Source organism: Cryobacterium sinapicolor (assembly GCF_004403465.1).
In the GTDB taxonomy this organism is placed as follows: Bacteria; Actinomycetota; Actinomycetes; order Actinomycetales; family Microbacteriaceae; genus Cryobacterium; species Cryobacterium sinapicolor.
In genome coordinates this window covers 13,230-38,707 of the sequence record NZ_SOGQ01000079.1, presented here as the reverse complement: position 1 = coordinate 38,707, position 25,478 = coordinate 13,230, and the positions used below count along the sequence as shown (strand labels likewise).

The following is a 25,478-nucleotide window of genomic DNA, read 5'->3' as shown; positions in this document are numbered from 1 at the left end:
GTGGTGATCGGCCCGGTGCGCCGCGCCGCGGCGATGTCGACCGCAATGTCGAGCTGCCAGGCCTCCAGTGCATCGAGGGCGTCGGCGAAATAGTCATCGACGGCTGCGACCGCTCGAGATGCGACCGTGGTGACTTCTGCCGTCATGGCAACCTCCTCGTTGCGAGTCATGCCAGGGTGCGGATCCTGAGCGACTGGGATATACAGTACCGGGGGAGAGCCCGCGCAGTCACGACCTGGCCAGTTCCGCCTGGCGGTCGATCAGTCGGTCCATGGCATCCGCGATCGATTCCCGCACTTGGCGGGTCGCAGTAGCGGAGTCCGCGGCGGAGACGGCGTCGAGGACAGCGAGGAGTTGGCTGCGGCTGCGTTCGCGATCGGCTTCGGATGCGTCGACGAGTGCGAGGAACGGCGAGAACTCCGCCTGCAGGCGCATTTGCTCGCGAGTGAGCCTGGCCGACTGGCTGAGAGCTGAGATCTCGAGGTGCGCGTCGTCGGCCAATCGCCGCCATGTGAGCGGGTCGTTGCCGGTGTAGCGATCGAGCCGGCTGCGGATGCGCAGGACCTCGCTCGGATCGGCCCGTTGGGCGGCTAGGCCAACGCAGGCGCCCGTGACAGCGAGGTAGTGGGCGGCGAGGTCGCGGAGGGCGACCCGTGAGATANAGGTGACGTTCGCGCAGGGATTGCAGTGCCTCGCGAGCGGTTACCGGCGCGACGCCGAATAGTTTGGCCAACTCGGACTCGGCCGGGAGTTTCGTGCCGGGGGCCAGGACTCCGCCGGTAATCGCTTCGGCGATGCGGCGCTCCACCAGCGCCGCCCGTCCCGCGTCGCCGATGGGCTGGAACACGGCGCTCTCTGATAGCTGGCACGTTCATCGGTAGGGGTGGAGTGAACATGACTCCAGCGCTCGTCTGGAACCCCGGATACCTCGCAGCCCGGACCCAGGCGTCGGAACCGCCCACCACGGCCCCTCAAACCGGCTACGACGACGCAACCCGCGGCCAGACCCGCACGCTCAGCCGACCACACACTGCCCCACAGTGAAGCAAAAACACNCGGGAGTTTCGTGCCGGGGGCCAGGACTCCGCCGGTAATCGCTTCGGCGATGCGGCGCTCCACCAGCGCCGCCCGTCCCGCGTCGCCGATGGGCTGGAACACGGCGCTCTGCAGACGCGAGGGCTCGCCCCGCCGGGAGGGCGTCGTGGATGCGGGCACGGCCTCATTCTCCCTCACTCCGTCGGTGCCGCGACGGATACTCCGCAAAATAAAGTTAATCTGCTTGAAACAAAACCTATGGAACTATAGGTTTATTCTCAACCTCTTAGACCACCGTCGTTCCAAGGAGTCATTGACCAATGGCACAGTTTGGCCGCGCATTGCTAGAAGCAGCATCAGCTGCTTCCCCCGCCCCCAAGGGCGTCAGCCTGCACTCCGTCACCAAGGTGTTCGGGGATGTCGTCGCCGTCGCAGAGCTCAACCTTGAAGTTCACGCCGGGGAGTTCTTCTCTATGCTCGGGCCCTCTGGTTCAGGCAAGACCACGGTTCTGCGCATGATTGCCGGCTTCGAGGACGCCACGAGCGGCACTATCGAGCTCGATGGCGTCGACGTCACCCGCATGGCCCCGTTCGACCGCAACGTGAACACGGTCTTCCAGGACTACGCGCTGTTTCCCCACCTGACGATCGCCGAGAATGTCGGCTACGGGCTGCGGGTGCGCAGGATGGGCAAGTCCGAAACGGTGGAACGGGTCGAGCGGGCCCTGAAGCAGGTGCGCCTCGCGCACACCGCCGACCGCCTGCCTCACCAGCTCTCCGGCGGGCAGCGGCAGCGCATTGCGCTGGCCCGCGCACTGATCCTGCAGCCCAGCGTGCTGCTGCTTGACGAGCCGCTCGGCGCTCTCGACAAGCAGCTGCGCGAAGAGATGCAGGTCGAACTCAAGCAGATCCAGCGCGAGGTCGGCATCACCTTCATCTTCGTCACCCACGACCAGGAGGAGGCCCTCACCCTCAGCGACCGCGTCGCCGTGTTTAACAACGGTCGGATCGAACAGGTTGGAACGCCCAACGAGGTCTACGAGTTTCCTCAGACTTCGTTCGTAGCCGGATTCCTGGGGATCTCGAACCTCATCGCCCCGGCCCACGCCAGCGTCATCACCGGAATAGACAAGCTCATCAGCGTGCGCCCGGAGCGGGTGCGACTCGCCGATGCGGCTTCTGCCGTCGCCGCCAACGAGACCTCCGTGCTCGGCACCGTCTACGAAACCGTCTACACCGGCCCGACCACGCGGTACATCATCGAGACTGCTGCCGGCCTGCGACTCACCGCCGAACGCCACAACGACCACCACCCCACGGCGGCGGCCGCCTTCGGCCGCGGCGATGCCGTGCGCGCCATCTGGAAGACCGATCACGTGTCGATCGTCCCTTGAGCCGAACGACCATCACGACACCAACCCTGCACCACGAATCACTAGGAGAGTTCCATGAAGAAGAAGTACATGCTGCTTCCCGCGATGATGGCAGCGGCAACGCTGGTGCTCGTCGGCTGCAGCGGCACCGGTGACACGGAGAACGGCGACCCAGCAACCGGCGGCCTCAGTATCGACGTTCCTGACGTGCCCATGATGGACAAGCTGGGAAAGGCTGAGGGCGAGGTGAACATCGTCGCGTGGAGTGGATTCGTCGAGCCGGCATGGTCCGAGCAGTTCACCGAAGAAACCGGATGCGCCGTCAACCGTCGCGTCGCAGGCACGAGCGACGAGATGGTCACGCTTATGCGGACCGGAGACTACGACCTCGTCTCGGCCTCCGGCGATGCGAGCCTGCGCCTGATCGCCGGCGGCGACGTCGCGCCGATCAACATCGACCTGATCCCCAACTTCGGCGACGACACGGTCAAGGGAATGCAGGGCCAGATCTACGACACGATCAACGGCAAGAGCTATGGCGTTCCGATCGGCCGCGGTGCGAACATCCTGCAGTACAACAGCGAAATCGTCACCGAAGCGCCCACGAGCTGGGATGTCGTGTGGGAGGAAGACAGCCCCTACGCCGGCGAGATCATCGCCTATGACGCCCCGATCTACATCGCCGACGCCGCCGTGTACCTGATGACGCACGAACCCGATCTGGGCATCACCAACCCGTACGCACTCGACCAGAAGCAGCTTGACGCCGCCATCGAGCTGCTCAAGACGCAGAACGGAATCGTCAGCGAGTACTGGGCCGACCCGGTCGCCCAGATCACCTCGTACGCCGGTGGAACGTCAGTCGTGGGAACCTCGTGGGAGATCCTGCGCAAGCTTACCGAGGACGAGAAGTTCAAGAGCGTGCTGCCCGAAGAGGGCTCTACCGGCTGGGCAGACGCCTGGATGATTTCGGACGAGGCGAAGAACCCCAACTGCGGCTACCTGTGGATGGACTACACCAGCTCCGCCAAGGTCAACGGCGCGATCGCGATGGGCTTCGGTATGGCCCCGGCCAACGGCGCGTTCTGCGAGACCAGCGAAGAGGCCGCAGCGCACTGCGAGTACTTCCACGCCACCGACGAGGAGTACTTCGAGAACGTCTGGTTCTGGACCACTCCACTCGAGCAGTGCATCGACGGACGTACCGACATCACCTGCACCAACTTCCAGCAGTGGACGGATGCCTGGCTCACCGTCAAGAGCTAGTCACCTTCCGGTGGGGCCCCGACCGGGGCCCCACCGACCCCCACCCGCATCCGCAAGCAGCTAAGGAATCACCGTGACCAGCACAGTGCCCCGCGTCACGCCAGCCGAGCCGGGCCGCGTCAAGACACACGGCCCGGGCCGGGTCCAACCCGCCGGCAGAAACCCCCTCTCGACCCGGCTGCATCGCAGTCCGCGGCTGCGCCTGCTCGGGCTGCTGGCGTTGCCCCTGACCTGGCTCGTCGGCGTCTACATCTTCTCCCTCGTGATGCTCCTGATCACCGCGTTCTGGCGCACCGACCCGTTCACCTCCAAGGTCATCCCAGGTTTCACCTTCGACAACTTCGTACGGCTGGTCGAAAACCCCGCCTACCTCTCGACTTCGCTGCGCACACTGTCGATCGCATTGCTGGTGACCCTCCTCAGCGTTATGTTCTCCATCCCGCTGGGCATCTTCATGGCCAAAGTGGCGTCGCCCTGGCTGCGTGCCTTCTTGGCCGTCGCCATCACCCTGCCGCTCTGGGCGGGCTACCTGGTGAAGATCCTCGCCATGCGAATCACGTTCACCGAGAACGGCTTCTTCAACTCGGCCCTCGAACCCCTCGGCCTCAGCGGTCCCGGATTCAGCTACACGACCGTGGTCCTCACCCTCACCTACCTCTGGTTCCCCTACATGGCCCTGCCCGTCTACACCGCAGTGCGCCAGATCCCGGCCAACCTCTTCGACGCGTCGGCCGACTTGGGAGCGCGGAGCTGGACCACCATCCGCACCGTCGTCGTGCCCCTGCTCAAGCCCGCCGTCATCGCCGGATCGATCTTCACCTTCTCGCTCAGCCTCGGCGACTATCTCGCCGCCAAGTTCGTGGGCGGGTCAACCCAGATGATCGGCAGCGTGATCGCGTCGAACATCAACCTCAACCCGCCCATCGCGGCCGCCTTCTCGGTCGTGCCCATCGTTTTCGTGCTGGTCTACCTTTTCGCCGTTCGCAAGACCGGCGCACTGGAACGGATGTAGGAGCCCGCCATGCTGAGACTCACCCGCGGAGCCAAGATCGGCCTCGGCGCCATCGTCGCCGTCGTGCTCGTGTTCATGTACATCCCCCTTTCCCTCGTCGTACTCAACTCATTCAACGTCGCCCGGATCGCCACCTGGCCGGTGACGGACTTCTCACTCAACTGGTGGGTGGTCGCTTTCACCAGCGAGCCCATCCGTGCAGCCCTACTCAACTCGATCGTCGTCGGCCTCGGCGCCACCGCGATGGCACTGGTGCTCGGCACGCTCACCGCATTCGCGCTGCAGCGCTACAGCTTCTTCGGCAAGCAGACTGTCAACCTGCTCGTCGTGCTCCCCATCGCACTGCCCGGAATCGTCACGGGTGTCGCCCTCAGCAACACCTACAACAATCTTCTCGAACCCATCGGCATCCAGATCGGATACTTCGGCATGATCGTTGCCCACGCCACCTTCTGCATGGTCATGGTCTTCAACAACGTACTTGCCCGACTGCGGCGAATGAGCCCGAACCTGCAGGAGGCCTCGATGGACCTCGGGGCCGGGCTCTGGCAGACCTTCAGAATCATCACCTTCCCCCAATTTCGCACCGCCTTCGTCGCCGGCGGCCTCTTGGCGTTCGCCCTCAGTTTCGACGAGGTCGTGGTGACCATCTTCACGGCACCGCCGGGAGTAGACACGCTGCCGCTGTGGATCATGAACCAGATGGCCCGCCCCAACGAGGCCAGCGTCGTCAACGTTGTTGCCACCGTCATAATCCTTGCTTCGTTCATCCCCGTCTACGTGTCGCAGCGGCTCTCGCGCGCTGAAGAAGAAGACTGAACCTCGACCCGGTCCAGAGCCGTTTCTTCTCGGCGCTCTGTGGCGGCGTTCCGTGATCGCTATTTGGTGGCGTCGCTGGTCAGAGTCTGGTCGGCGGATTGATCGCCATTCTGCTCGCCGCCGAAATCGCTGAGGTCCTGCTTGATCTGCATGAAATGTTGCGCAATCGACGAAGTCATTGACGTTTCAATGCCGTCCCGATTTTGCTTAAACTCATCAATGACCAATTTGGGCACGATGGGTACGACGTGCCTTTGGTGTGAAAGGACGCGAAGCGCCACGATCCAACGCTGTCCGTCACGGCGCTTGGCCAGGTCGAGCCAGGTCGACGTTGCTACGAGTATGTGCAGCATTTATCCACGGTATCGGGGGTTAGTGGCGCAGGCCCCTGGGAGGGCCAGGCGTCCGACAGGTGATCCCTGAACGAGGCACTTGCAAAGTTGAGTCCGTTATGTTGGCGTGATGGAGTTCACCGCTGAAGCAATCTTGTTCGACATCGATGGCACACTCGTTGACTCGACCCCCGTAGTCGAGCGGACTTGGCGATCGTGGGCGAGCCACCACGATGTGGACATTGAGGAGGTGCTGCGCGTATGTCATGGCCGCCGCTCCGAAGACACCGTCGCGATGTTCGTTCCCGAGGGGGACCGTGCAGCGGCGACGCTCGAACTAGAGCAGCTCGAGCTGCATGACCTCGACGACGTAACCGCTCTCCCAGCAGCCGCACGCCTGCTCGCGAGCCTCCCTGCCGATCGTTGGGCGGCGGTGACGTCCGGCTCGCAACAGCTCATGCGTGCTCGGCTCGCAGCAGCTGGACTGCCTGTTCACGCTGTGCTGATCGCGGCTGATGACGTCACCGAGGGCAAGCCCAGCCCGCAGGGCTATCGGCTTGCCGCGGAAAGACTCGGCGTGGACATTCGCCGGTGCATCGTCGTCGAAGACGCACCAGCTGGCATCGATGCTGGTCTTGCCTCCGAGGCAGCCGCGACGATCGCCGTGAGCACGTCGCATGACGCTGCGCATCTGCCGGCGGCGACCGTGGTCGTCCGTGACCTCTCAGCACTGGACGTCACCACCGAGAACGGCTCGCTTCGCGTCGTGGCGAACGCCGCCTAACGCCGCTACCCGCCCTCCCGTCGGCTTCGGCGGCCAATCAGCCGAAGATAGTGGCGGCCGACGGATCGCGGTGCAGTGGAAGCAGTAACCGCAAGCGGGAGGAAAGGACTGAAAACCCTCAGGCGGCACCAAGCGCCTCGATAGCCACATCCCAGGAGTAAGCCGCGATCGCTTTTTCGAACTCGGGACATTCCGAGGTCGAGCGCAACCTGTGCCGTTGTCTCGCCACTTTCTATAAGTCCTCTGGCGTTGCGAATTTGGCTGTCAGTGATGAGCTGCGGTCGGCCGTCCAGATCCTTGCCGGCGTCGCGGCGCTTGTTGATCGAGTCGACCACACGCTCTCGCTTGATTTCGTGTTCCATATGACCGAGTGCCGCCATCATCGTGAACATTATGGTTCCCATCGGTGTGGCCGTATCGGCATTGCCGCCGCCCCAAGTTCAGCACGCGAAGGCCGGCACCTCGCCCGCGGAGCCCTTTGGCGAATCCACGACTATCTGGGAGCCATCGCGCTACAACGCGGCGCGGGAACGCGCGCAAGCATGGCCGCCAAAGTGTCACCGCCAAAGTGTCAAAGGGAGAGTGCAAGACAAGGCCATCGGACATCGTGCGCGGGCCAACCTGCCACCCGGTGGTGCAAAAGCCCGCGTCCCCACTGAAAGGTTCGGTTGTCCTGTAAAGTCTCGGGATTTGCAGAACCGATGTGTGACGGCTTACGACAGCGTCGAACTGAGCAGGAGACTCGTCTCGCTGTTGACGACGCCCTCGACGGAGCGAATCTGGCCGAGTAACCGGTCGAAGTTGCTCAGCGTGTCGGTCCGGATCTCGGCCACCAGGTCCCAGCCGCCGTTCGTGCTGTGTAGCGCCCGGACTTCGGGAAAGCCGCGAAGTTGGCTGATCGCCCGATCTGTTGAGCGCCCCTCGACCTCGATGAGCGCGATCGCCCGGATCGAGTCGGGATCCCGCTCTTCGCGAACCCGGACGGAGAATCCGAGGACGGTGCCCGAGTCCAGCAGTCGCTGCAGCCGGATGTTCACCGTTGCCCTCGTGACTCCGAGGTCATGGGCGAGCGTGGTAACGGGGGTTCGTCCGTCCGCCCGCAGCGCGCCGATTAGGCGGCGATCGAGGTCATCGAGCGTATGCATGATTCACACTGTACAGCCAAGGTAACCATCCTAAAAGATTGATGGAGCATATTGGCTCGTTCTGCTCGTTACGCGTGCACATTGCCCGGTCATAGGCTGATTACAGAAAACAAAGAGAAAGTTGTCGTGGTGCGTTTTATGAACGTAAAGAACATCACCGCCCGGCCGTTCGGCTTCGACGTCGTCGTGGTAGCGAGCGTGCGGGACGCGGTGGCGGGGGCCGACATCATCACTACCTCGATTACTGATAAGACCCAGGCGGCGGGGCGCACGCACTACGACTAGATCGCCATCTTCGACTCCGTCGATTTTGCCATCGAGGACTTGTCGGTGGTGCGCTACCTGCGCGATTCTGTCGCCGGCGCCTCATTCTTCGTCGTACTCGATCTGATCGCCGGTCCCTTCGATCCCAAGAACCTCTTGGGTCTGGTCGCTGACGTCATTGTCTCGATTTCTGCTCGGCCGTAAGCGATGGCTCTTTGGGGCGGTGATCGGCGTGCCATCAATGTTAAGTTCAACCACTGCGTTTCTTGAAATCTGATCAGGCATTGCCCTGCGTCGGTTTCTGTCACGCTCCATTCAAGAACATCCGTGAACTCGCCACTTGGTTCTCTCGGCCGCTAAGCCCGGAAAACTTTCGCCCTGACGATCGGATGTCACATATCCGTATCAACGCCGGAGGTCATCATGGTCCAATCAAGTTCCGAGGTCGGGTCTGTCCCGACCGAGCCCGAGGGGCGTACAACCGAACGCGCCCTGTCTTTGCCTCAGTCGACTGCACTGATTATGGGCAGTATCATCGGTGTCGGTATCTTCTCGCTGCCCTACGCATTAGCGTCGTATGGCCCGATCAGCCTGGTCGCCATGGGCCTCGCCACCGTCGGGGCGGTCGCACTTGCGCTGATGTTCGCGGTGATGTCGCGACGCCTGCCCGCTGCCGGCGGACCGTATGCCTATGCACGCTCAGGGTTCGGCAACGCGGCCGGGTTCGTTAACGCCTGGTCCTACTGGATCACGGCATGGGCGGGCAACGCGGCGATCGTCGTCGGCTGGGTGTACTACGTCGAGCACTTCCTCAACAAGGACGGCGCGGTCGGCTGGTCCATCCTGATCGCCCTCGTCGGGTTGTGGATCCCGGCGGTGATCAACCTGACTGGCGTGCGCGCGATGGGTTCGGTCCAAGTCTGGACGACGGTGCTGAAGTTCATCCCGCTGGCCATCATGTCGACCGTCGGGTTGTTCTTCATCAAGGCGGGGAACTTCACGCCGTGGAACCTCAGCGGTGACAGCAGCCTGTCGGCGATCGGTGGAGCGATGGCGATCGCACTGTTCAGCTATTTGGGCGTCGAGACCGCGGCCGTTGCCGCGGCGAAGGTCCGCGATCCCGAACGGAATGTCCCGAAGGCGACCATCTACGGCACGCTCGCTAGCGCCATCGTTTACCTGCTGTCGATGGTTGCCGTGTTCGGCATCGTGCCCGCCTCGCAGCTGGCTATGGACGTGAACAAGGCGTCCTACTCCGTCGCGGCCAACTCGATCGTCGGCGGCGGTTCCTGGGCCGGGGACTTGGTGGCGTTGGCCGTCATCGTCTCCGGTATCGGCGCGCTGAACGGCTGGACAATGATCTGTGCGGAGATGCCGTTGGCTGCTGCGAAGGACGGGCTGTTCCCGGCGCGGTTCGGGAGCCTGTCGCGTCGCCGGGTTCCGGCATTCGGGATCATCGCGTCCACCGCGCTGGCGTCGGTCGCCGTGGTGATCAGCTATCTGGGAACCAGCGGCTCAACGGTGTTTACCACCCTGGTCCTAATGACCGGGATCACGGCGGCCGTGCCCTACGCATTCTCCGCCTTGGTCCAGATCAAATGGCGTTGGCGGGACAGCCACCCAGTCCACACGCCGAGGTTCGCGTTCGATGTGTCGGTGGCGGTCGTGGCGCTGATCTTCTCGGTCGCCTTCATCTACTACTCCAGGAACACCAGCGACTTGTGGTACGTCGTCTGGGGCCCGTTCCTGATGGCCGGCGGCGCGTTCGTCGTCGGGATCCCGGTCTACCTTGCGCAGCGGCACTGGATGACTAAGCCGGCCCCCGTGCCCGAGTACCGCTAACCATTTACACCATCAATACAGTAAGGAATAGCCATGCCATTTCGTGTTGAATCCGAGGTAGGAGTGCTGCGCCAGGTGATCGTCCACCGGCCGGGTCTCGAGCTCAGTCGGCTGACCCCGGACAACGTCGACGACCTGCTCTTCGACGACGTCATGTGGGCCGATCGCGCTAGGGAAGAGCACGACGCGTTCGTCGGCCAGCTCAGAGAGCGCAACGTGACGGTGCATTACTTCCGTGAACTGCTTGCCGCGGCGCTGGACGCGCCGGGTGCCCGGGAGTTCCTGCAGAAGTGTCTGACCACGGCCATCCGGTTCGGGCCCGCGCTGGACAAGCCGCTGGAGCGGATCGTCGACCAAACGTCGTCGGAGGTCCTTTCCCAGCTCCTGATCGGGGGCGTGCTTAAGAGTGACGTCATGCCGATGCTGCACACGCCCAGCCTTCTGATGGAGTCTCTCGGCATCGATGACTTCCTGCTGCGGCCCCTGCCGAACCACCTGTTCCAGCGCGATAACTCGGCCTGGATGTACGGCGCCCTGAGCATCAACCCGATGGCCAAGCGGGCACGCAAACGTGAGACCATCAACTCCCGCCTGATCTACAAGTTCCACCCGATGTTCCGCGACGCCGGGCTGGAGATCGTCTACGGCGACGATTCCCTGCCCCACGAGCCCGCTACCGTCGAGGGCGGCGACGTGCTCGTGATCGGCAATGGGGTGCTGATGATCGGGATGGGCGAGCGGACCTCGCCCCAGGGTGTCGAGACACTGGCACGACTGCTCTTCCAGGGCGGCCATGTCCGCCAGGTGATCGTCGTCGAGCTGCCGAAAGAGCGGGCGTTCATGCACCTGGACACCGCCATGACAATGGTCGACAGCGACGCGTTCTCCCTGTATCCGTACCTGCCCGAAACGCTGCGCGCGTTCGTGCTCACCCCGGTGGGGTCCGGCGGCGACTACGACATCACGGAGCACACGGACCTGTTTCCTCTCGTGGCCGAGGCCCTCGGCGTCGACAAGGTTCGGGTCCTGCGCACCCCAATCGATCGCGCGGGTGCGCAGCGAGAGCAGTGGAACGATGGGAACAACTTCCTCGCCGTTTCCCCCGGCGTCGTGCTGGGTTATGAGCGGAACACTACCGCCAATCGATACCTCGCCGACGAGGGCATCGAAGTCGTACCCGTCGTGGGATCCGAGCTCGGCCGCGGCCGCGGCGGTCCGCGATGTCTGTCCTGTCCAATCGAAAGAGATGCGGTGATCCTGTGAGCTTTAACCTGCACAACCGGAGTTTCCTTAAGGAAGTCGACTTCACCCCGAAGGAGTGGAAGTTCCTCCTCGGCCTGGCCGCGGACCTCAAGGCAGCCAAATACGCCGGCACCGAGCTGCCGCGGCTAACCGGAAAGAACATCGCCCTCATCTTCGAGAAGACCTCCACCCGGACCCGCTGCGCCATGGAGGTCGCCGCGCACGACCAGGGCGCCCACGTGACCTACCTCGATCCGAGCGGGTCACAGATGGGGCACAAAGAGTCCGTTAAGGACACCGCGCGGGTGCTGGGCGGGATGTTCGACGCCATCGAGTACCGCGGCTCGGCGCAGACCAACGTCGAGACACTGGCCGCGTCGTCGGGTGTGCCGGTGTGGAACGGGTTGACGGACGAGTGGCATCCCACCCAGGCGCTGTGCGACATGCTCACGATGCGCGAGCACTCCACCAAGAACGACCACGAGATCGCTTTCGCGTACCTCGGAGACGCGCACAACAACGTCGCGAACTCGCTGCTGGTGGCAGGGGCACTGATGGGCATGGACGTGCGTATCGTGGCCCCCCGTCAGCTGTGGAACACCGACGAGGTGATCGCGGCCGCCCAGACGATCGCAGAGAGCACGGGCGCGCGGCTGACCCACACTGAGGACGTCGCCGAGGGCGTGGCCGGGGTCGACTTCATCTACACCGACATCTGGGTTTCCATGGGCGAGCCCAAGGAAACGTGGGACGAACGCATCGCCGCCCTGCTTCCCTACCAGGTCACCAAGGACGTCCTGGCTAAGACCAGCAACCCCGACGTCAAGTTCATGCACTGCCTGCCGGCATTCCACGACCGGAACACGGCCGTCGGAGAACAGCTGTTCAAGCAGACCGGCCTCGGCGAGCTTGAGGTCACGGACGAGGTGTTCGAGTCGTCCAGCTCCATCGTGTTCGCTCAGGCCGAGAACCGCATGCACTCGATCAAGGCGATCATGGTCGCCACCCTGGGTTCCTGATGCGCATCGTGGTCGCTCTCGGCGGCAACGCGCTCCAGGAGCGCGGCGCCCCCATGACGGTGCAAAACCAGCGTGCCAACGTCGCTAAGGCGTGCGCCGCGCTCGCGCCAATCGCCCAGGAGCATCAGCTGGTGATCTCCCATGGCAACGGGCCGCAGGTCGGGTTGCTCGCGCTCCAGGCAGCCGCCTACGACCACACGTCCGAGTACCCTTTCGACGTCCTGGGCGCCCAGACCGAGGGAATGATCGGGTACATGATCGAACAGGAACTCGGCAACCGACTCCCGTTCGAAAAGTCGATCGCGACGATCCTGACAATGACCGAGGTGGACCCGGCGGACCCGGCGTTCACCGACCCGACGAAGTTTGTCGGGCCGGTGTACGACGCCGACGAGGCGCGTCGCCTGGCGGTGCTGTGGGGGTGGGTCGTCAAGCCCGACGGCGACCAATGGCGTCGGGTGGTGCCCTCGCCCATGCCGCAGCGGATCTTCGAGCTGAGCACGATCGAAACGCTGGTGGCTGCCGACACGGTGGTGATTTGCGCCGGCGGCGGTGGCATACCCACCATGTACCAGCCCGGCTCCCGCAAACTCATCGGCGTCGACGCCGTGATCGACAAGGACCGGGCCAGCGCGGTGCTGGCCCGGGACCTCAAGGCCGACTCCCTAGTGATCGCCACCGATGCGGACGCCGTCTACACCGGCTGGGGGACGCCAGAACAGCGAGCTATCATGCTCGTCCACCCGGACACGCTCGCGGGCTTCGACTTCCCGGCGGGCTCGATGGGACCCAAGGTTGAGGCGGCGATCGACTTCGCCCTCAACACCGGTCGCGACGCCTTCATCGGATCCCTGACAGAATTGCCGGCGCTCCTGGACGGAACCGCGGGTACGCGGGTTTCCGTGACGGCCAACGGCGTGGCCTACCGGTGACCCCGCCGCGGGTCCCATGACGCCGGTCCACGGCGGCTGACGGGGATGACAGAAACCTGCTCGGGCCGACTCAACGGTCCGGGCAGGTGCGCGTACATGGCAGGTTGGGCAGCTCGGCCTTCTCTCGCAACCAGGTCATGATAGGAGGAACGACCTTGACAATGAAGTTGGCGATCGGAGTCAAAACGCGAATCAGTTCGCCGATTTTCTCAACCAGCAACGTGCGTGGCTCGACGATGAAGCCCTCGCGTGTGAGCTTTCACGGAATCCCAATCCGCAACAAGAACATATAAGTTCGGCGATCCCATTGATCCTGACAAGGATAAGGAACGAAACCCGGGCTGGCCGCTAATCAGAGGACGCGCTTGCTTGCACGCGGCCTCGAACTCGACCTTGGAACCGGCCAGCACCGCAAAAAACGCATGAACAAGGATCATCCCCGCGGACTCTCAGACCTGCTCCGGAGCCATATCGACGGGAGGTCAGTGGGCCCCGCTTAGATTGCCCCGGTGGGTCCCACTTGGGTTGACAAAGCCAGAACTGATGATGGCACTGGCGATGAGCTGAATTGTCACCATGATGCGCGGACCAGGTGAGCCGTTGTGGTGGGCTCGCTGCCTGCGTAACACGACAATGGATCCTGCGTGGAGGGTTGCCGCGCTAAGCGTGAGTGCGACGCCGTGCTCGAGGCCGCCGATTTCGGCGTCGGTCTTACGGTAGGACGGTGATCCGTCCCTCCGTCGTCGCGTCGACGACGCCGAGCGACTTTGCGTGGGCCATGATCGCCTCCGCGTCGCTTGGCGCTCCCGAAGCTGGGACCAGCACTGATCCTCCCGAGAACCCGGCGACACCGTCGCCGCCACCGACGACGTAGTTTGTTACCGCTACCGAGTACGTGGATTCGACGTCGATTGGTTCCCCGGCGACCCGGACGTTGCTTACGCGTGAGCCGACGGCTGCACTGGGGGAGTAGGAGTAGGAAATCCCCGACACCTGGGGGAAGCCGCCTCCCAGAATGTCCACGTGTCCAACTCCCTGCTCGAGTGCTGCAACGATCCCGGCCCCGGACGCCTGCACCACCATGACTTTGTTATCGAAGGGTGCGATGGAGTATGCGTCCCGCGTGGTGAAGTCCGGCCCTGGTGCCTCTGCGCGCAGGCCACCACCATTCATCCACCCGATCTGGGTACCGTGGTACGCGCGGAAGGCATCCGCTACCCAGTTGCCGAGAGCTGTTTCCTGGCGGCGGACGGCGTTATCAGGGTTGAGCAGCGGGGTCTGGACAGTGGCGAGGACCGTTGAGAGGTTGGCCGCCATATCGGCCTCGTAGAACTTCTCGAGCTGGCGCAGACTCGGGTCCGGGGTGACCGTGTGGTCCACCTCGATCACGGACGGGGCGACGATGTACTCGCCGCCCTTTTTGGTGATGTCGAGCCGGATGAGCGAGCCGATGTTTCCCTCGGGCGCCATCAGAGGGACCCTGCCGGAGTAGGAGATGACGGACTCGTACTCAGCCATCTCCTCGCCGAAGATGGCATCGATCTCCGGTACGGCCTGCGCCAGCACCCGGTTGTCGTCCATCGAGTGCTGAGTCACTGCCACCACGACGTCTACCTTCTCCGTCGCTGTCATGTCGGCCACGGCGGCCCGTGCGGCTTCGACGGGATCGGTCTCGTCGAGCTGGTCGCTGGCCAAGGTCGTATCGATGGCGTCGGTCAGGCCGATGAAGCCCACTCGCACCTTGCCGACGCGCTGGACCTCCCACGTGCCTCCCGCCACGAACGGCTCGCCCTCAGCGTCGACCAGGTTGGAGGTGATCCACGGAAACTCCGACGCGGCAACGAGCTCGCGGGCGTTATCGATCCCGAAGTCGAAGTCGTGCTGGCCGAAGTTCGCGAGGTCTACGCCGATCTTGTTGAAGGCGTCGACCATCGGGAACCCCTTGTATAGCCCGCCGAAGAGCGTGCCTCCGGCCAGGTCACCGCCGAAGACGACGGATGTCGCTGGGTTGTCCTCACGCACCGTGTCGATCGCAGTGGAGAGACGGGCGACACCGCCGCGGTCCTGTCCACCGGAGAGTACCGGGCCGATCTCGTGGGCGTCGTTGAAATACACCAGGGTCGCGGAATTCGACGAACGCGGATTGTCGGCATCTGCGGCCTGATCGGGCGGGGCGGCCTGGGCCTGGGCCGGTGCAGACGCCGCCAGTACTATCGCAAGGGCCGGAATGGACAGGAGTCGGATCAGGGGGCGAGGCAAGGTGTGGTCCCTTCGAATTCGGAGCGTGGGTACCTGACCAAGGTCTCCGCAGGGTGTGAACGTAACCTCTCCTGCCAACGTCATTTCAACGTCGTACTGATTAACAACTGACTTCGCAATTTCGAGCGCGGCCGCTTCTGAGATAGCGGAACGCCTGATGGTCTGGTTGTTACTACACGGTGCTAGAACGGTGACGCCGACCGCCTCGCCCTAGAATGCAGCGAGTTCTCTTCGCGCGGCAACTCAAGGTCAGAGCAGCCGGAGACCCCGCCTCCGATTCGCTGCTGCCAGTAGCAGATGGCGTACTGGCCCGGCGGGGCGGAGATCTGGAAGCCGCCGTACTCTTCGAACCGAGTCACCGTGCCACCCAGCTCCGAGACGTCCGACTGACTCAGCGTCACCCCCAGGGTGGCCCACTTCCGTGGGTTGGCGAGCGGTTCGGCTCCCGTCGGCTCCCAGAAGGGCCCGTTCTTGACGGCGACCGGGAGGATCGCCTGTCCCTCCGCCGATCGCACAACCGCCCGGCAGTCCTTCCACGGCGGACGTCCCCGTCAAGCGCCAGACCAACCCGCCCGAGCTGACCGGATCGGGCCCGCAGGCCGTGAAGAGAGCCAACGCGAGGTCAACACGCCGCCCGCGAGAGCCGCACGGCCTGCAGCGGGGATCATCGGAAGACCACGTTGTACTCATACGCAGAGAGGTCGTCGAGGACGGCTCGGACGATCTTCGTGGTGCCGGCCCAAGATTTCGGCGTCGCCGCGTTAACGTGCCGTGCTGCCGGAGCGCACCGTGTCGTAGGTCGCACCGACATCGATGAACGCGCCGGAGACGCCCGTCGTGTCGCTCACGTGAGCGCCGGTAAGCGTCGCTGTGATCCGGTGGGTGCCCACGCGGAGCAGGTCCGCCCGCTGCATCAGTGAGGAGCCAGTCCTGAGCTGTCCGTGACCGGTGGATCGAGGCTGAGCACGCCTGTCTCCTCGTCGGAGGGTGAGTAGTCCGTCGACGACGTCAGCCACGTTCGGGGTTTGGTCCATGGCAACGTCGAAGGTGGTCTGCAGCCATTCGATGAGAGCGTCGGCGACTTTGTGCACCGGCTCGAATCGCTGCGGATTACTAACGCGGGAATACGTGTCTCCGGGCGGAGACGCTCCTCCCCATCGATTTCCATAATCAAGCGGGTGGCCCTGCCCATCCCGGTAGATCTCCACCGGGAACGTGGGGCGTCGATACTCTGTAATGTTCACAAACTATCTGTCAGCGTTCTGTTCACCGAGTAATCCGTCGGTCCGCAAATCGGGCGTCTCTTGATGCACCGGTGTCGTGAACCGGGGACTGCCTTGGTGCTCGCGCCCAAGGCTCGCAGGGGAAGCATCACGGGGCGTCCCTAGTCCCCTCTATGACGAGAATGGCGTCGCTCAAGCCATGGGTTATGAGGCACGTCAGCGTATTTCGGTTGGCGTCAATGCAGGGCAGCGCCGAGATGGACACCCGTAGGTGGAACCTTGTGCGGGTCTTTGTTGGTCAGTGGCCTGCGAGCTTGGCAGTCTTGCCGAGTGCTTGTCGAGATGCATCGGAGCCGGAGCCTTGGGTTGGGTATGCGGGGCCGCGGCAATACGCTGTGGCTAACCGAGGGGGACATCGGGGAATCGCTTTGGGGCCTCCGCTCGCATCCCACCTGTTCAAACAGTTACCTGATGTGGCCGGGACGGAGCTCAAGAAAGGATCCTCGCAGTGGAGATTGTGACCGCATTCGCCGGTGCCGTGCTCGCACTGGTCGTCTTTGGAATCGCGCTCTATGCGGTGATCCTGGCAACCAAGCTGTTCAGATATTGGCGACTGACTCGCTCTGCGGAGTGAGCTCGGAGAAGGCAAGAGCTTTCCGATGCGCGGATTCGCGATTCGCTTCAGGTGGCTGGATTCAAGGACTCGGAAATCGAAGATGCTCTCCGCAGCTCCGGGAGCGTTGGGCCACCGACAGCTCAGGAGTGAGACGCTGACGGGAACCCTGAGTAGGACAGCTACAACGTTCAGGGAGCGGATCCCCAAACGCGTCGGCTGAGTCGCAGCGTGGGAACAACAGCTAGCGTGGGCGTTGTGACGCGGGTGGCTGACGAAATGGGAACGGGCGTGCTGTGGCGATGCTTTTGCGATCGGCGATGAGGTCGACTTCGGTATCGAGACACGAACGCCGCATGCTGCTCTCGCTGACGTGCTCGGGCCGGAACTCATCGATCAGGCCGGCGGACGGTAACGAGTGGCCGATGGTCGGCCGCGATCTCGGCTATGGTGCGTTCGCAGGAACTACGCCCTCTCGATACATGATCGAGATCGAGCCAGTTGCGAATACAGCGATGTTAACCTCGGCTCAAGGAGTTCGGCTGCGCATCGACGAAGAAGCCGAAGCGCTCCCTTCTGTTGGACAGTTCACTGTGCCACCGCCTGAGCAACGCCAACGTTCACTGGCGGGCTGGCTCGTCGACGTCCAGGAGCACACATAAGGTCTCCGCTCGCGGTCCCTCGACCGGGCAAGCGCCGGTATCTCGTCGCTCGGCGGGCGATTGGCCGGCGCGACGGCTGCGAACTCGCTGCGGGGACGGGACCCATCCGTCAGGGCGCGTCCCGCCGGGACGTCGGCCGGGTACTGCTCGTGGGCGATGCATCCGGCTATGTCAACGCGATCACCGGCGAGGGCATCCGACTCGGGCTCAGCCAAGCACGATCGGCCGTCGACTGCATCCTTGCCGGGCGCCCGGCCCTCTACAAACGCGAATGGGCGCACGCGACCCGCTGCTTTCGGGGGGACACATCCGGCTTCGTCGCCGCCGCGCAATCGGGTCTGCGCTCCGGCATCGTGCCGACCGCCGGCGCGTTGCCACGAGTGTTCGGCAGCGTCGTGGAGCGGCTCGCGCGGTAGCGGGTTTGGCGACGGATTCGTCCCGTCGAACACTGCGCGACTAGTGCGGTCTGAGGGTGAGGGCAGCTACGCGACGTGTGAGCGGGTAACGATCTCCGGGTCTCGCTAGCACAGCGGTGACATCCCCGCCCGCGGTCTGGGCGGCGTCGGCCAAGATTCTCGGAGCGAGAGCCTGATCGGCAATGTGGCTAACGAGGAGGGTGCCCACGCCGGCCTCGGCAGCCAGCCGCCCTGCGCCCTCACCGGTCAAGTGGCCGTGGCCTTCCAATTCGGCCACGGTCGCGGTCAGATACGTAGCCTCACACACGAACAGGTCGGCCCCGGCGGCAGCTGCGCGCACGCCGGAGCATTCCGACGTGTCACTGGAGAAGGCCACGATGCCGCCGGTGACGATGTCTTCGAACCGCAGCGACGCGCTGGGTACGGCGTGGTGGGCGGCAAAGGCCGTGAGCTGAAGTCCAGGAATGACCTCGAACGGCTCAGTAGAGTCAAGATTGAGCCCGCGTACGTCGAACGCCTGCGCCAGGGGCGCCTGCAACGTCGGCACCGTGGCGATACCGATCAGACTATCGAATTGCGCCACGAAGTCGAGACTTTCGGCCGGCAGGTACAGTGGCACGGGAGCCGATCGCGGTGACGGAAACTGGAGGCGGTAGGCGAGGGCGCCCAAGTCCAGGGCATGATCCGCGTGCCGATGTGTCACGACGACCGCGACAACGTCGTCGAGAAGGCGCTGTCGAGCTAGCTCCAAAACGATGCCGGGGCCGCAGTCGACGAGCACTGAGCCGTCTGGCCCGGCAAGCAGATATCCGCTGGCTGCTGAAGAGGGCACGGGCGCAGTGGCAGAGACGCCAACGATGTGCAGGGTGAAACTCATGTGGGCCGTCCTCGTCGAGTCGGTGGGCGCATTGCGCCTGGAGCTGGAGCCGCGTTGAGGGGCGGGGCGGGATGGATGGTCGTTCCGGGTGCGCGCAGGGACAGGCCCAACCTGAGTCCGGGGAGCCAGGCCGTCGCGCTCGACACGGTGAGCTCCGGCTGACCCGGGTTGTCTCGACCGTCCACGAGCAGGCGAACTCGCAGCGACCACGTCGAGCCGCGGGGTTCCGCATCGACGACGATCGCTTCCCGGGAGCCAGGGTCCGGATGCTCGCGGAGCACGACTCCGTCGATCTGGCGCACAACCACAAAGCATGGTCCGTCGGGCACGGTCGCTACGTCACCGGGGGCTGAAAAATGCGCGGCAGGAAGCCGCCAGTCGTCGGCGAGCACGATGACGCCATTCTCTGAAACCGCGGAAAAGGTCGCTGCACCGGCGACGAACTCGGCCACGAACGGGTGGGCCGGAGCGTTCCAGACGGCGTGGACCGTCCCAGTCTGAATGAGTCGTCCATCTTGCATCACCGCCACTCGGTCGGCAAGTCCGAGCGCCTCTGATTGGTCGTGAGTCACGATGATCGTGCTACAGTCCGCCGCAGCTAGAAGTGCGCGCAGTTCGCGCCGCATCCCATCTCGCAGCTGCGGGTCGAGAGCAGACAGAGGTTCGTCGAGGAGCAGGACGCTCGGCTCCACCACGAGTGCCCGAGCGAGGGCCACTCGTTGCCGTTGCCCCCCGGACAGGTCGGATGGAGCGCGTCCGCCGTATGAACTCATCCGGGTCAATTCCAACACCCGATCGATTCGCTCATCGCGCAGCTGTCTCGGTACGCGGCGTGCGGCGAGCCCATAGCCGATGTTGTCCCGCACAGACAGATGTGGAAACAGAGCGTACGACTGTGGCACGTATCCCACGCCCCGACGTTCCGCCCGAAGTTTCGTTGCGTCGGCCCCATTGATCATTAGCGTGCCGGATGATGGGGCAACGAGGCCCGCAACGATCCGCAGGAGCGTCGACTTGCCGCATCCGCTGGGGCCGACAAGCGCCAGCACTTCGCCGCGCTCGACGGAGAGGTTGACGTCGTGAAGCGCGGTCGTGGCTCCGTAGCGATGCCCTACACCGTCGAGCCGAAGTGTCGGGGGCGGGCCAGACCCCACTTCCCCCGGGGTTCGCTGTCGACTGGCTGCGGACGGTGAGGCGGAGGTCATGATGTTTCTTTCCGGGAGAGTGACGATCGGGCAAGCATTGCGGCCACGATTGCGGCGGGAAGTAGGGCGACTCCGAACAGCATTGATCCAGCGGCCCCCACTTCTACCCGTTGGGTGAGGAAAGCCGAGAACAGCGCGAAAGGAGCGGTCTGATAAGCGGGAGACACGACAAAGAAGCTCAAGTTGAACTCCCCGATCGAGAGCGCCGCCGCCATCAGTAGGGCCGCCGCGAGCGAGAGCCGGATGGAGGGCAGCGTGATGGTGAGAAGGCGACGAACCGGGCCCGCGCCGAGGGTCGCGGCAACACGCTCCGCCTCCACCAGATCCGGATCGGCGAGCGCCGGAACGAGGCCGGCGACGAGGAACGGCACCGTGATCAGCAGCTGGCCGACCACGAGAAGAACCCCGCTCGAGCGAAGTGCAGGATCGGATGCCGCGAGCGCAAGGCCCAGAGCGACTCCCGGTACGGCGAGGGGGAGCATCGTGATCTGACGGATCACTGCACCACCGGGCACGAGTCGGCGAGCGAGAGCGTGACAGAGCGGGAAGACGACGATCATCGCGCCGACCAGCACCATGCTCGTGACCGTAAGCGTCGGTCCGATCTTCGGCAGGAGCAGCAGCCAGGCGCGGGCGTACCACTCGGTGGTGATGCCACCAAATAGGCTCATGTTCGATGCGTCGGGTGAAAACGAAACGATGATTGTTGCCACGATCGGTACGACTACGAGCAGTACGCAGAACACGAGGGACAGCGGGCCTATCCACTCACGGTGGCCAGGTCGGCGGTTCACCGGTCAGCCTCAGACGCCGCTCTCACGGGCGCCGCGGATTCTTGCGATGTTCCCATTACGGGAGCGGTGGGAATTAGGGACAGTGGGGTTGCGCGGTCGCGGTTTCGCCGATCAATCAGCCAGGCCCCGAAGGAACACACCGCGAGAGATCCCACGGCGAGCAGGGCGAGAACGACCGAGAGTGCCGCCGCAAGCCCTTGGTTGCCGGTGTTGTACAGCGTGTCGGCCACGTCAAGAGGGAGTACCCGGATGCCCTCGGACAGGGTGGCTGCCGTGCCGTAGGCCCCCAAACAGGTCGCCATGCATACCCCAGCCGAGGCCAGTAGGGGCGCGCGAAGCAGGGGGAGCGTCACCGTGGCTGCCACACGAGCGGGATACGCGCCCAGCGAGGCAGCAACGTTTCGCAGCTCGCCGTCGAGTGTGGCGGCGGCGCCGCGAAGAGTTCCGACGACGCGCGGGATGCAGAAGTAGACGTAAGCCGCTGCGAGCCCGCCGGCGGTGTAAGCCCAGCGCCCCCCAGGTTCGCCCGTCGTTGCCTCGACGATCTGCGACACCAGCCCGTTTCGTCCGAGCAAGACGATGACGAAGAATCCGATCACGATTCCGGGGAGGGCGAGCGGGAAGACCAGGATCGCGTCGATGATGGCCGAGAGTCGGGGGCCCGAACGCGCGAGGGTGAGAGCCGTGGGCGTGCAGATCAACAGGGTGATCACGGTGACGACGAGCGCCAGAACCACGGTTGTCACCATGGAGCTGCGTAGCGCAGCATCCGTCGCAATCGTCTGATAGTTGACGAGCGTCAGGCCGGGCGACCGCACGCCGAGCGAAGTGAGGTGCAGAGAGTCGACGACGAGTCCGGAAAGCGGGCGAACGAGAAACCAGGCGAGAACTGCCAGCCCGGGCAGGGCGACCGCAAGGCCGCCCCACCCGAAACTGCGGCGTGAGAGCGTCATGCGTTAACCCATCGCGACCTGATATGCGGCGACGAAGTCGGCCTGAGCCGCGGCCAGAGCCGCGTAGTCGACGACGACGGCCCGCTCGAAGTCGGCATCCTTCGCCACCTTCTTCGCGAGTTCAGCCGGGACCTCGCCCGAGATCGGCCGAACGAAGCCCTCAGCCAGAGTGGCCTGCCCTTGTTCAGAGAGCAGATAGTCGAGCCACGCCTTGCCGAGCTCCGGGTTGGGGCCTCCGGCGACCAAGCCGACTATGTAGGGCACCTGCAGCGAGCCCTCGGCCGGAATATTAATGGTGAGCGGCGCATTCTCGTTGTATTTCGCTGGGTAGCCATTGAAGTCGGCGTCAATAAGGATCGGGATCTCGCCCTGGACCACCTTCGCGGTCGCGGTCTGGGCGGGAGTAATGGCTCCGTTCGCCTTCAACTGGGCGAGGTACTCGAGGCCCGGGGTGGAGTCATCGATCGTGCCCCCGAGGGCGAGGTTTGCCGCGGCGGCCACTGAATATCCAATCGCCGCTTGCGACGGGTCTAGGTACGCGACCATGCCCTTGTATTGCGGTTTCAGCAGGTCGGCCCACCGTGTTGGACACTCAAGATCACCGAGCGCGTCGTCATTGCAGATGAAGGCGATCGCGCCGGTGTGTACCGCGAACCACCTGCCTTCTGGGTCCTTGAGATTGTCCGGGATGTTCTCGAACCCTTCGGGTTTGTAGGCCTCGGTGACCTCAGCCTCGACCGCTTTCGGGCCGAATGCTATACCGAGGTACACCGCGTCGGCCAGCGGGGCCGCCTTCTCGGCAACGAGTGCCGCAAGCGCCTGGCCGGAGTTTTTCGTGTCACTGGGGGCGGTCACAGAGCTCTCGGACGCAAACTGCGCGAGCAGGGCGCTGAAGTTCGCGAAAGATTCGGGTGAGTTGTAGGTGATGAGGGTCTGGCCAGTAAAATCGGGCGTTTCGGAGGCCGCTGGGCTAGGCGCAGCTTCGGTCATGGAGGAGCAGCCGACCAGGGCGACCGCGGTGAGGGCGGCAAGGGTGGTAGCCGCGACGTGGCGTCGGAGGGTAGACATCGAAGAGAACCTTTCATCGTGGTGGGAACTATAACGTTATAGTTTGCTGCCACCACCTAACGTTGTTTCTGATGAATTCCAAGTGAACAACGATGGGCAAGGGGCACGATTCGATGCTCACGGCAGCGATTGCGCCCACCGCCAGCTATGAATGGATGATGACTATGGAGCGCCGACGCCGCGTGTCCCTCAGCGACGTGGCTCGTGCAGCGGGTGTGTCCACGTCGGCCGCGAGCTTTGCCCTCAACAGCCGACCGGGCGTGAGCGACACGGTACGTGAGCGCGTCAAAGAGGCTGCCGTGCAGCTGGGATATGTGCCTTGGGTGTCCGGTGTGGCACTCCGGACCGGACGCTCCGGTGCGGTGGGCCTGTTGATCCGCAATTTGCGCAACCCGTTCTTCCTTGATGTCATCAACGGCTTCGATGCAACCTGCGCCGAAGCGGGACTCGGCGTTGTGATCGGCTCCGCGGACTATACACCGAGCCGTGAGTCGGAACTCCTATCGACCTTCATCGCACGAGAGGTCGATGGGCTCGCGCTCGCTCCCATCGGTGGCGGCTCGGCAGCTTCTAGATGGCATGACGCCACTGCGAAGCCGATCGTCTTCATCAACGCCGCGCAGCACGCCCCGGACATCGACGCGAGCCGAGTGCATGTCGATAGCGAGGGGGCTGTTCGCCAAGCCGTCAAACACCTGGTTGGGCTCGGGCATTCGAGGATCGCGCTTGTAGCCGCCCCCAAAGAACACAGTGCTGATAACGAGAGGACGGGTTGTTTTCTTGCGCTCCAAGGCGAGCTCGCCTTCGAAGCGCGAACCATCTCCAGTGAAATGAGGCACGATCGGGCCGTCGAGGTGTTGACGAACGTGCTCGAGGAGTCCTCCGAGACGCGCCCGACGGGCATCATCACTAGTAGCGACTACCTTGCAACCGCTGTGTATTCCGCGGCGTCAGATGTCGGGCTGCGGGTTGGTGTGGATGTCAGTGTCGTCGGCCACGACGACCTGGCAACGAGTCGCTTCCTTTCGCCGTCCCTCACCTCCATCGCCGTAGACCGCTACGGTCTCGGAGTCGCGGCCGCGCGTGCCTTGATTCACCAGTTGGGTGGCGCCGGAACCTCCACCGTCGTAGTCCCGACAACACTGATCGCGCGGCAGTCATCCTGCCCACCCCCTACCTAAACCGCGGCGACCTTTCAAGCTGCTGACGACTTCGTGTTTGAAGAGGCGATGACGCACCGGTCGGGTTGGTTCCTCTGAGTAAGCGAGCGCCTCACTGTTAACCCCGCTGCCGATGTTGCCCACAAGAGAAACGATCGTTGAAACTTGGCCTCGTTCAAGCCACGGTTGACTGATCCCCAGGGGGAAGCGGTGGAGCGGGGGCACATGGCTGGCTATGGCTTTCGCTGTGACTTTTTGCGCTCTGTGGCGGCGTTCTTTGATCGCTATTTGGCACATTGAGTTGTACTCCCACGACGCTCCGGGGCGTCAGCGTCCTATAACCCAAGAGTGAAGTGCCCACTGTCGTGATGTTCCCCGCAAGAGGAACCGTGACCGCGTCATGCAGTCATCAGGTGAAACGATGCTACGTCCACGACATCATGGCCTTCGAGGTCGGGGTAGTGCGTGCGTAGTGCTCCGCGAAGTGCGTCCGCGTCGGGGAAGTCTTCCTGGTGGGCGTCGTCGTTAGTCAGGTGATCAAAGCGCCGTGATTCGACGCTCTCGATCTTCGCGTTGAGCCGCCGAATGGTGTCTCCGTCGTCGAATACAAGCACTGCCGATCCAGTCTGGATGGGATCGTGGTGGCGGATCGTGACTGTCTTCTGACCCGAAGCGATGCTGTCGTAGTAGCGAGGGTTGAAGTAGACGATTCTGGGGCCGGATGCGAGGTCCGGTGCCGAGTAGCTCCGGGGCAGTAGATCGCGTATGGGTTCCGCTGTCACGGCGCCACCAGGGAGGGGCAGGATGACTGCCACATCGGGGTGAAGGTCGAGCAAGACCTGTCGGCACCGGCCGCACGGAGCAAGCACACCACGGTCACGGTCACCGACCGCGACGATGGTGACCAGGGGGCCGGCGAGGGCCTGCGCGGCGGCTGCAATAACGACAAGTTCGGCGCATGGCCCACCCGTGAAGTGAAAGACGTTCACGCCAGTGTGGACGTTGCCTTGGGTATCCATGGCCGCCGAGGCGACCGTGTACGTGTCATTGTCTGGCAGTGATCGCACTATCGCCTCGGCGGCAGTCACGAGACGACGTTCGTTGTTTTCCAGCACAGGCCCAGTCTCGCATCGACACCCGCCCCGACTCGCTCTGCGGTTCTCGAACAAGGCGGTGCCCGAAT

The 25,478-nt window shown here is 63.9% G+C and carries 29 protein-coding genes and 2 pseudogenes; 16 read left to right on the top strand and 15 right to left on the bottom strand.

Features of this window, described 5'->3' with window-relative positions:
- Window positions 1-228: 228 nt before the first annotated feature.
- Both E3T28_RS17460 and E3T28_RS17820 read right to left on the bottom strand, forming a co-directional pair.
- Window positions 229-660 (bottom strand): FCD domain-containing protein, encoded by a 432-nt coding sequence (locus E3T28_RS17460; RefSeq protein ID WP_338145405.1) that lies wholly within the window; start codon window positions 658-660, stop codon window positions 229-231.
- Between the two features lie 19 nt (window positions 661-679).
- Window positions 680-808, bottom strand: a pseudogene (locus tag E3T28_RS17820) (GntR family transcriptional regulator); the annotation flags it as partial.
- 547 nt (window positions 809-1,355) lie between these two features.
- On the opposite strand from E3T28_RS17820, the gene E3T28_RS14275 reads away from it, so the two are divergent.
- The 4 genes from E3T28_RS14275 to E3T28_RS14260 all read left to right on the top strand — a co-directional run bounded on the left by E3T28_RS14275 (window position 1,356) and on the right by E3T28_RS14260 (window position 5,505).
- Window positions 1,356-2,429, top strand: a complete 1,074-nt coding sequence (locus tag E3T28_RS14275) for an ABC transporter ATP-binding protein (protein ID WP_134432527.1) — start codon at window positions 1,356-1,358, stop codon at window positions 2,427-2,429.
- Between the two features lie 54 nt (window positions 2,430-2,483).
- Entirely contained in the window at window positions 2,484-3,674 is a 1,191-nt protein-coding gene (locus E3T28_RS14270) for an ABC transporter substrate-binding protein (protein ID WP_134432525.1), read from the top strand.
- Window positions 3,675-3,747: 73 nt separating this feature from the next.
- Window positions 3,748-4,686 (top strand): ABC transporter permease, encoded by a 939-nt coding sequence (locus E3T28_RS14265; RefSeq protein ID WP_241979362.1) that lies wholly within the window; start codon window positions 3,748-3,750, stop codon window positions 4,684-4,686.
- A gap of 9 nt (window positions 4,687-4,695) precedes the next feature.
- Window positions 4,696-5,505, top strand: coding sequence for an ABC transporter permease (locus tag E3T28_RS14260; protein WP_134432523.1), 810 nt, complete (start codon window positions 4,696-4,698; stop codon window positions 5,503-5,505).
- Window positions 5,506-5,564: 59 nt separating this feature from the next.
- Here E3T28_RS14260 and E3T28_RS14255 read toward each other — a convergent pair whose 3' ends face one another.
- Window positions 5,565-5,858, bottom strand: a complete 294-nt coding sequence (locus E3T28_RS14255; RefSeq protein WP_134432521.1) for a PIN domain-containing protein — start codon at window positions 5,856-5,858, stop codon at window positions 5,565-5,567.
- A 109-nt stretch (window positions 5,859-5,967) separates the two neighbouring features.
- On the opposite strand from E3T28_RS14255, the gene E3T28_RS14250 reads away from it, so the two are divergent.
- Window positions 5,968-6,621, top strand: coding sequence for an HAD-IA family hydrolase (locus E3T28_RS14250; protein ID WP_134432519.1), 654 nt, complete (start codon window positions 5,968-5,970; stop codon window positions 6,619-6,621).
- Between the two features lie 182 nt (window positions 6,622-6,803).
- Here E3T28_RS14250 and E3T28_RS17450 read toward each other — a convergent pair.
- Together E3T28_RS17450 and E3T28_RS14240 are read right to left on the bottom strand one after the other, a co-directional pair.
- A pseudogene (locus E3T28_RS17450) lies at window positions 6,804-7,107 on the bottom strand (recombinase family protein); the annotation flags it as partial.
- A gap of 227 nt (window positions 7,108-7,334) precedes the next feature.
- The gene (locus tag E3T28_RS14240) at window positions 7,335-7,766 is read right to left on the bottom strand and encodes an Lrp/AsnC family transcriptional regulator (RefSeq protein WP_134432517.1); all 432 of its coding nucleotides are present in this window, start codon (window positions 7,764-7,766) and stop codon (window positions 7,335-7,337) included.
- Window positions 7,767-7,904: 138 nt separating this feature from the next.
- Between E3T28_RS14240 and E3T28_RS14235 the strand changes: the two genes are divergently transcribed.
- The 6 genes from E3T28_RS14235 to arcC all read left to right on the top strand — a co-directional run bounded on the left by E3T28_RS14235 (window position 7,905) and on the right by arcC (window position 13,065).
- Window positions 7,905-8,051 (top strand): hypothetical protein, encoded by a 147-nt coding sequence (locus E3T28_RS14235; RefSeq protein ID WP_134432515.1) that lies wholly within the window; start codon window positions 7,905-7,907, stop codon window positions 8,049-8,051.
- Window positions 8,052-8,096: 45 nt separating this feature from the next.
- Complete coding sequence (locus E3T28_RS16970) at window positions 8,097-8,234, top strand: hypothetical protein (RefSeq protein ID WP_166787044.1); 138 nt, start codon at window positions 8,097-8,099, stop codon at window positions 8,232-8,234.
- 219 nt (window positions 8,235-8,453) lie between these two features.
- Window positions 8,454-9,872 carry an amino acid permease gene (locus E3T28_RS14230; protein WP_134432513.1) on the top strand — a complete coding sequence of 473 codons (1,419 nt, stop codon included), beginning with the start codon at window positions 8,454-8,456 and terminating at the stop codon, window positions 9,870-9,872.
- Between the two features lie 33 nt (window positions 9,873-9,905).
- Window positions 9,906-11,135 (top strand): arginine deiminase, encoded by a 1,230-nt coding sequence (locus E3T28_RS14225; protein WP_134432511.1) that lies wholly within the window; start codon window positions 9,906-9,908, stop codon window positions 11,133-11,135.
- The gene (argF, locus tag E3T28_RS14220; RefSeq protein WP_134432509.1) at window positions 11,132-12,133 is read left to right on the top strand and encodes an ornithine carbamoyltransferase; all 1,002 of its coding nucleotides are present in this window, start codon (window positions 11,132-11,134) and stop codon (window positions 12,131-12,133) included. The genes E3T28_RS14225 and argF overlap by 4 nt, the downstream gene beginning before the upstream one ends.
- On the top strand, window positions 12,133-13,065 hold the full coding sequence (arcC, locus tag E3T28_RS14215) for a carbamate kinase (protein WP_134432507.1): 933 nt from the start codon (window positions 12,133-12,135) through the stop codon (window positions 13,063-13,065). Before argF ends, arcC begins: the two co-directional genes overlap by 1 nt.
- A 209-nt stretch (window positions 13,066-13,274) precedes the next feature.
- Here the strand turns inward: arcC and E3T28_RS14210 are convergent, their stop codons facing one another.
- The 4 genes from E3T28_RS14210 to E3T28_RS14195 form a co-directional block, all read right to left on the bottom strand.
- Window positions 13,275-13,502: an antibiotic biosynthesis monooxygenase family protein gene (locus tag E3T28_RS14210; RefSeq protein ID WP_134432505.1), complete on the bottom strand. Its 228-nt coding sequence runs from the start codon at window positions 13,500-13,502 to the stop codon at window positions 13,275-13,277.
- Window positions 13,503-13,776: 274 nt separating this feature from the next.
- Complete coding sequence (locus E3T28_RS14205; RefSeq protein WP_166787043.1) at window positions 13,777-15,324, bottom strand: bifunctional metallophosphatase/5'-nucleotidase; 1,548 nt, start codon at window positions 15,322-15,324, stop codon at window positions 13,777-13,779.
- Window positions 15,325-15,506: 182 nt separating this feature from the next.
- Window positions 15,507-15,839, bottom strand: coding sequence for a hypothetical protein (locus tag E3T28_RS14200; RefSeq protein ID WP_134432501.1), 333 nt, complete (start codon window positions 15,837-15,839; stop codon window positions 15,507-15,509).
- 246 nt (window positions 15,840-16,085) lie between these two features.
- The gene (locus tag E3T28_RS14195) at window positions 16,086-16,532 is read right to left on the bottom strand and encodes a DUF6226 family protein (RefSeq protein ID WP_241979363.1); all 447 of its coding nucleotides are present in this window, start codon (window positions 16,530-16,532) and stop codon (window positions 16,086-16,088) included.
- Between the two features lie 523 nt (window positions 16,533-17,055).
- On the opposite strand from E3T28_RS14195, the gene E3T28_RS17590 reads away from it, so the two are divergent.
- The 4 genes from E3T28_RS17590 (at window position 17,056) to E3T28_RS14185 (ending at window position 18,238) form a co-directional block, all read left to right on the top strand.
- A complete protein-coding gene (locus E3T28_RS17590; RefSeq protein ID WP_277613372.1) occupies window positions 17,056-17,181 on the top strand; it encodes a hypothetical protein in 126 nt (41 codons plus the stop codon).
- A 250-nt stretch (window positions 17,182-17,431) separates the two neighbouring features.
- Complete coding sequence (locus E3T28_RS17815) at window positions 17,432-17,575, top strand: DUF6578 domain-containing protein (RefSeq protein WP_420898274.1); 144 nt, start codon at window positions 17,432-17,434, stop codon at window positions 17,573-17,575.
- On the top strand, window positions 17,517-17,822 hold the full coding sequence (locus E3T28_RS14190) for a hypothetical protein (protein ID WP_134432497.1): 306 nt from the start codon (window positions 17,517-17,519) through the stop codon (window positions 17,820-17,822). Before E3T28_RS17815 ends, E3T28_RS14190 begins: the two co-directional genes overlap by 59 nt.
- Window positions 17,823-17,971: 149 nt before the next feature.
- A complete protein-coding gene (locus E3T28_RS14185; protein WP_134432495.1) occupies window positions 17,972-18,238 on the top strand; it encodes a hypothetical protein in 267 nt (88 codons plus the stop codon).
- Between the two features lie 40 nt (window positions 18,239-18,278).
- Here the strand turns inward: E3T28_RS14185 and E3T28_RS14180 are convergent, their stop codons facing one another.
- From E3T28_RS14180 to E3T28_RS14160, 5 genes are all read right to left on the bottom strand, one after another.
- Window positions 18,279-19,115, bottom strand: coding sequence for an MBL fold metallo-hydrolase (locus E3T28_RS14180; RefSeq protein WP_134432493.1), 837 nt, complete (start codon window positions 19,113-19,115; stop codon window positions 18,279-18,281).
- Window positions 19,112-20,320, bottom strand: a complete 1,209-nt coding sequence (locus tag E3T28_RS14175; RefSeq protein WP_134432491.1) for an ABC transporter ATP-binding protein — start codon at window positions 20,318-20,320, stop codon at window positions 19,112-19,114. The genes E3T28_RS14180 and E3T28_RS14175 overlap by 4 nt, the downstream gene beginning before the upstream one ends.
- The gene (locus E3T28_RS14170) at window positions 20,317-20,991 is read right to left on the bottom strand and encodes an ABC transporter permease (RefSeq protein WP_134432489.1); all 675 of its coding nucleotides are present in this window, start codon (window positions 20,989-20,991) and stop codon (window positions 20,317-20,319) included. The genes E3T28_RS14175 and E3T28_RS14170 overlap by 4 nt, the downstream gene beginning before the upstream one ends.
- 119 nt (window positions 20,992-21,110) lie before the next feature.
- Window positions 21,111-22,067 carry an ABC transporter permease gene (locus E3T28_RS14165; protein WP_134432487.1) on the bottom strand — a complete coding sequence of 319 codons (957 nt, stop codon included), beginning with the start codon at window positions 22,065-22,067 and terminating at the stop codon, window positions 21,111-21,113.
- A 3-nt stretch (window positions 22,068-22,070) separates the two neighbouring features.
- On the bottom strand, window positions 22,071-23,135 hold the full coding sequence (locus E3T28_RS14160; protein WP_134432485.1) for an extracellular solute-binding protein: 1,065 nt from the start codon (window positions 23,133-23,135) through the stop codon (window positions 22,071-22,073).
- A 92-nt stretch (window positions 23,136-23,227) separates the two neighbouring features.
- On the opposite strand from E3T28_RS14160, the gene E3T28_RS14155 reads away from it, so the two are divergent.
- Window positions 23,228-24,316, top strand: coding sequence for a LacI family DNA-binding transcriptional regulator (locus E3T28_RS14155; protein WP_134432483.1), 1,089 nt, complete (start codon window positions 23,228-23,230; stop codon window positions 24,314-24,316).
- Window positions 24,317-24,693: 377 nt separating this feature from the next.
- Here E3T28_RS14155 and E3T28_RS14150 read toward each other — a convergent pair whose 3' ends face one another.
- Window positions 24,694-25,410 (bottom strand): ASCH domain-containing protein, encoded by a 717-nt coding sequence (locus E3T28_RS14150; protein ID WP_134432481.1) that lies wholly within the window; start codon window positions 25,408-25,410, stop codon window positions 24,694-24,696.
- Window positions 25,411-25,478: the final 68 nt, after the last annotated feature.

What these genes read in the sequence shown, in the direction of transcription:
- E3T28_RS14275 (WP_134432527.1), top strand. Translation starts at nt 1,356, where the DNA reads ATGGCACAGTTTGGCCGCGCATTGCTAGAAGCAGCATCAGCTGCTTCC.
- E3T28_RS14270 (WP_134432525.1), top strand. Translation starts at nt 2,484, where the DNA reads ATGAAGAAGAAGTACATGCTGCTTCCCGCGATGATGGCAGCGGCAACG.
- E3T28_RS14260 (WP_134432523.1), top strand. Translation starts at nt 4,696, where the DNA reads ATGCTGAGACTCACCCGCGGAGCCAAGATCGGCCTCGGCGCCATCGTC.
- E3T28_RS14255 (WP_134432521.1), bottom strand. Translation starts at nt 5,858, where the DNA reads ATGCTGCACATACTCGTAGCAACGTCGACCTGGCTCGACCTGGCCAAG.
- E3T28_RS14250 (WP_134432519.1), top strand. Translation starts at nt 5,968, where the DNA reads ATGGAGTTCACCGCTGAAGCAATCTTGTTCGACATCGATGGCACACTC.
- E3T28_RS14240 (WP_134432517.1), bottom strand. Translation starts at nt 7,766, where the DNA reads ATGCATACGCTCGATGACCTCGATCGCCGCCTAATCGGCGCGCTGCGG.
- E3T28_RS14235 (WP_134432515.1), top strand. Translation starts at nt 7,905, where the DNA reads ATGAACGTAAAGAACATCACCGCCCGGCCGTTCGGCTTCGACGTCGTC.
- E3T28_RS14230 (WP_134432513.1), top strand. Translation starts at nt 8,454, where the DNA reads ATGGTCCAATCAAGTTCCGAGGTCGGGTCTGTCCCGACCGAGCCCGAG.
- E3T28_RS14225 (WP_134432511.1), top strand. Translation starts at nt 9,906, where the DNA reads ATGCCATTTCGTGTTGAATCCGAGGTAGGAGTGCTGCGCCAGGTGATC.
- arcC (WP_134432507.1), top strand. Translation starts at nt 12,133, where the DNA reads ATGCGCATCGTGGTCGCTCTCGGCGGCAACGCGCTCCAGGAGCGCGGC.
- E3T28_RS14210 (WP_134432505.1), bottom strand. Translation starts at nt 13,502, where the DNA reads ATGATCCTTGTTCATGCGTTTTTTGCGGTGCTGGCCGGTTCCAAGGTC.
- E3T28_RS14190 (WP_134432497.1), top strand. Translation starts at nt 17,517, where the DNA reads ATGCTGCTCTCGCTGACGTGCTCGGGCCGGAACTCATCGATCAGGCCG.
- E3T28_RS14180 (WP_134432493.1), bottom strand. Translation starts at nt 19,115, where the DNA reads ATGAGTTTCACCCTGCACATCGTTGGCGTCTCTGCCACTGCGCCCGTG.
- E3T28_RS14175 (WP_134432491.1), bottom strand. Translation starts at nt 20,320, where the DNA reads ATGACCTCCGCCTCACCGTCCGCAGCCAGTCGACAGCGAACCCCGGGG.
- E3T28_RS14170 (WP_134432489.1), bottom strand. Translation starts at nt 20,991, where the DNA reads ATGAGCCTATTTGGTGGCATCACCACCGAGTGGTACGCCCGCGCCTGG.
- E3T28_RS14165 (WP_134432487.1), bottom strand. Translation starts at nt 22,067, where the DNA reads ATGACGCTCTCACGCCGCAGTTTCGGGTGGGGCGGCCTTGCGGTCGCC.
- E3T28_RS14160 (WP_134432485.1), bottom strand. Translation starts at nt 23,135, where the DNA reads ATGTCTACCCTCCGACGCCACGTCGCGGCTACCACCCTTGCCGCCCTC.
- E3T28_RS14155 (WP_134432483.1), top strand. Translation starts at nt 23,228, where the DNA reads ATGGGCAAGGGGCACGATTCGATGCTCACGGCAGCGATTGCGCCCACC.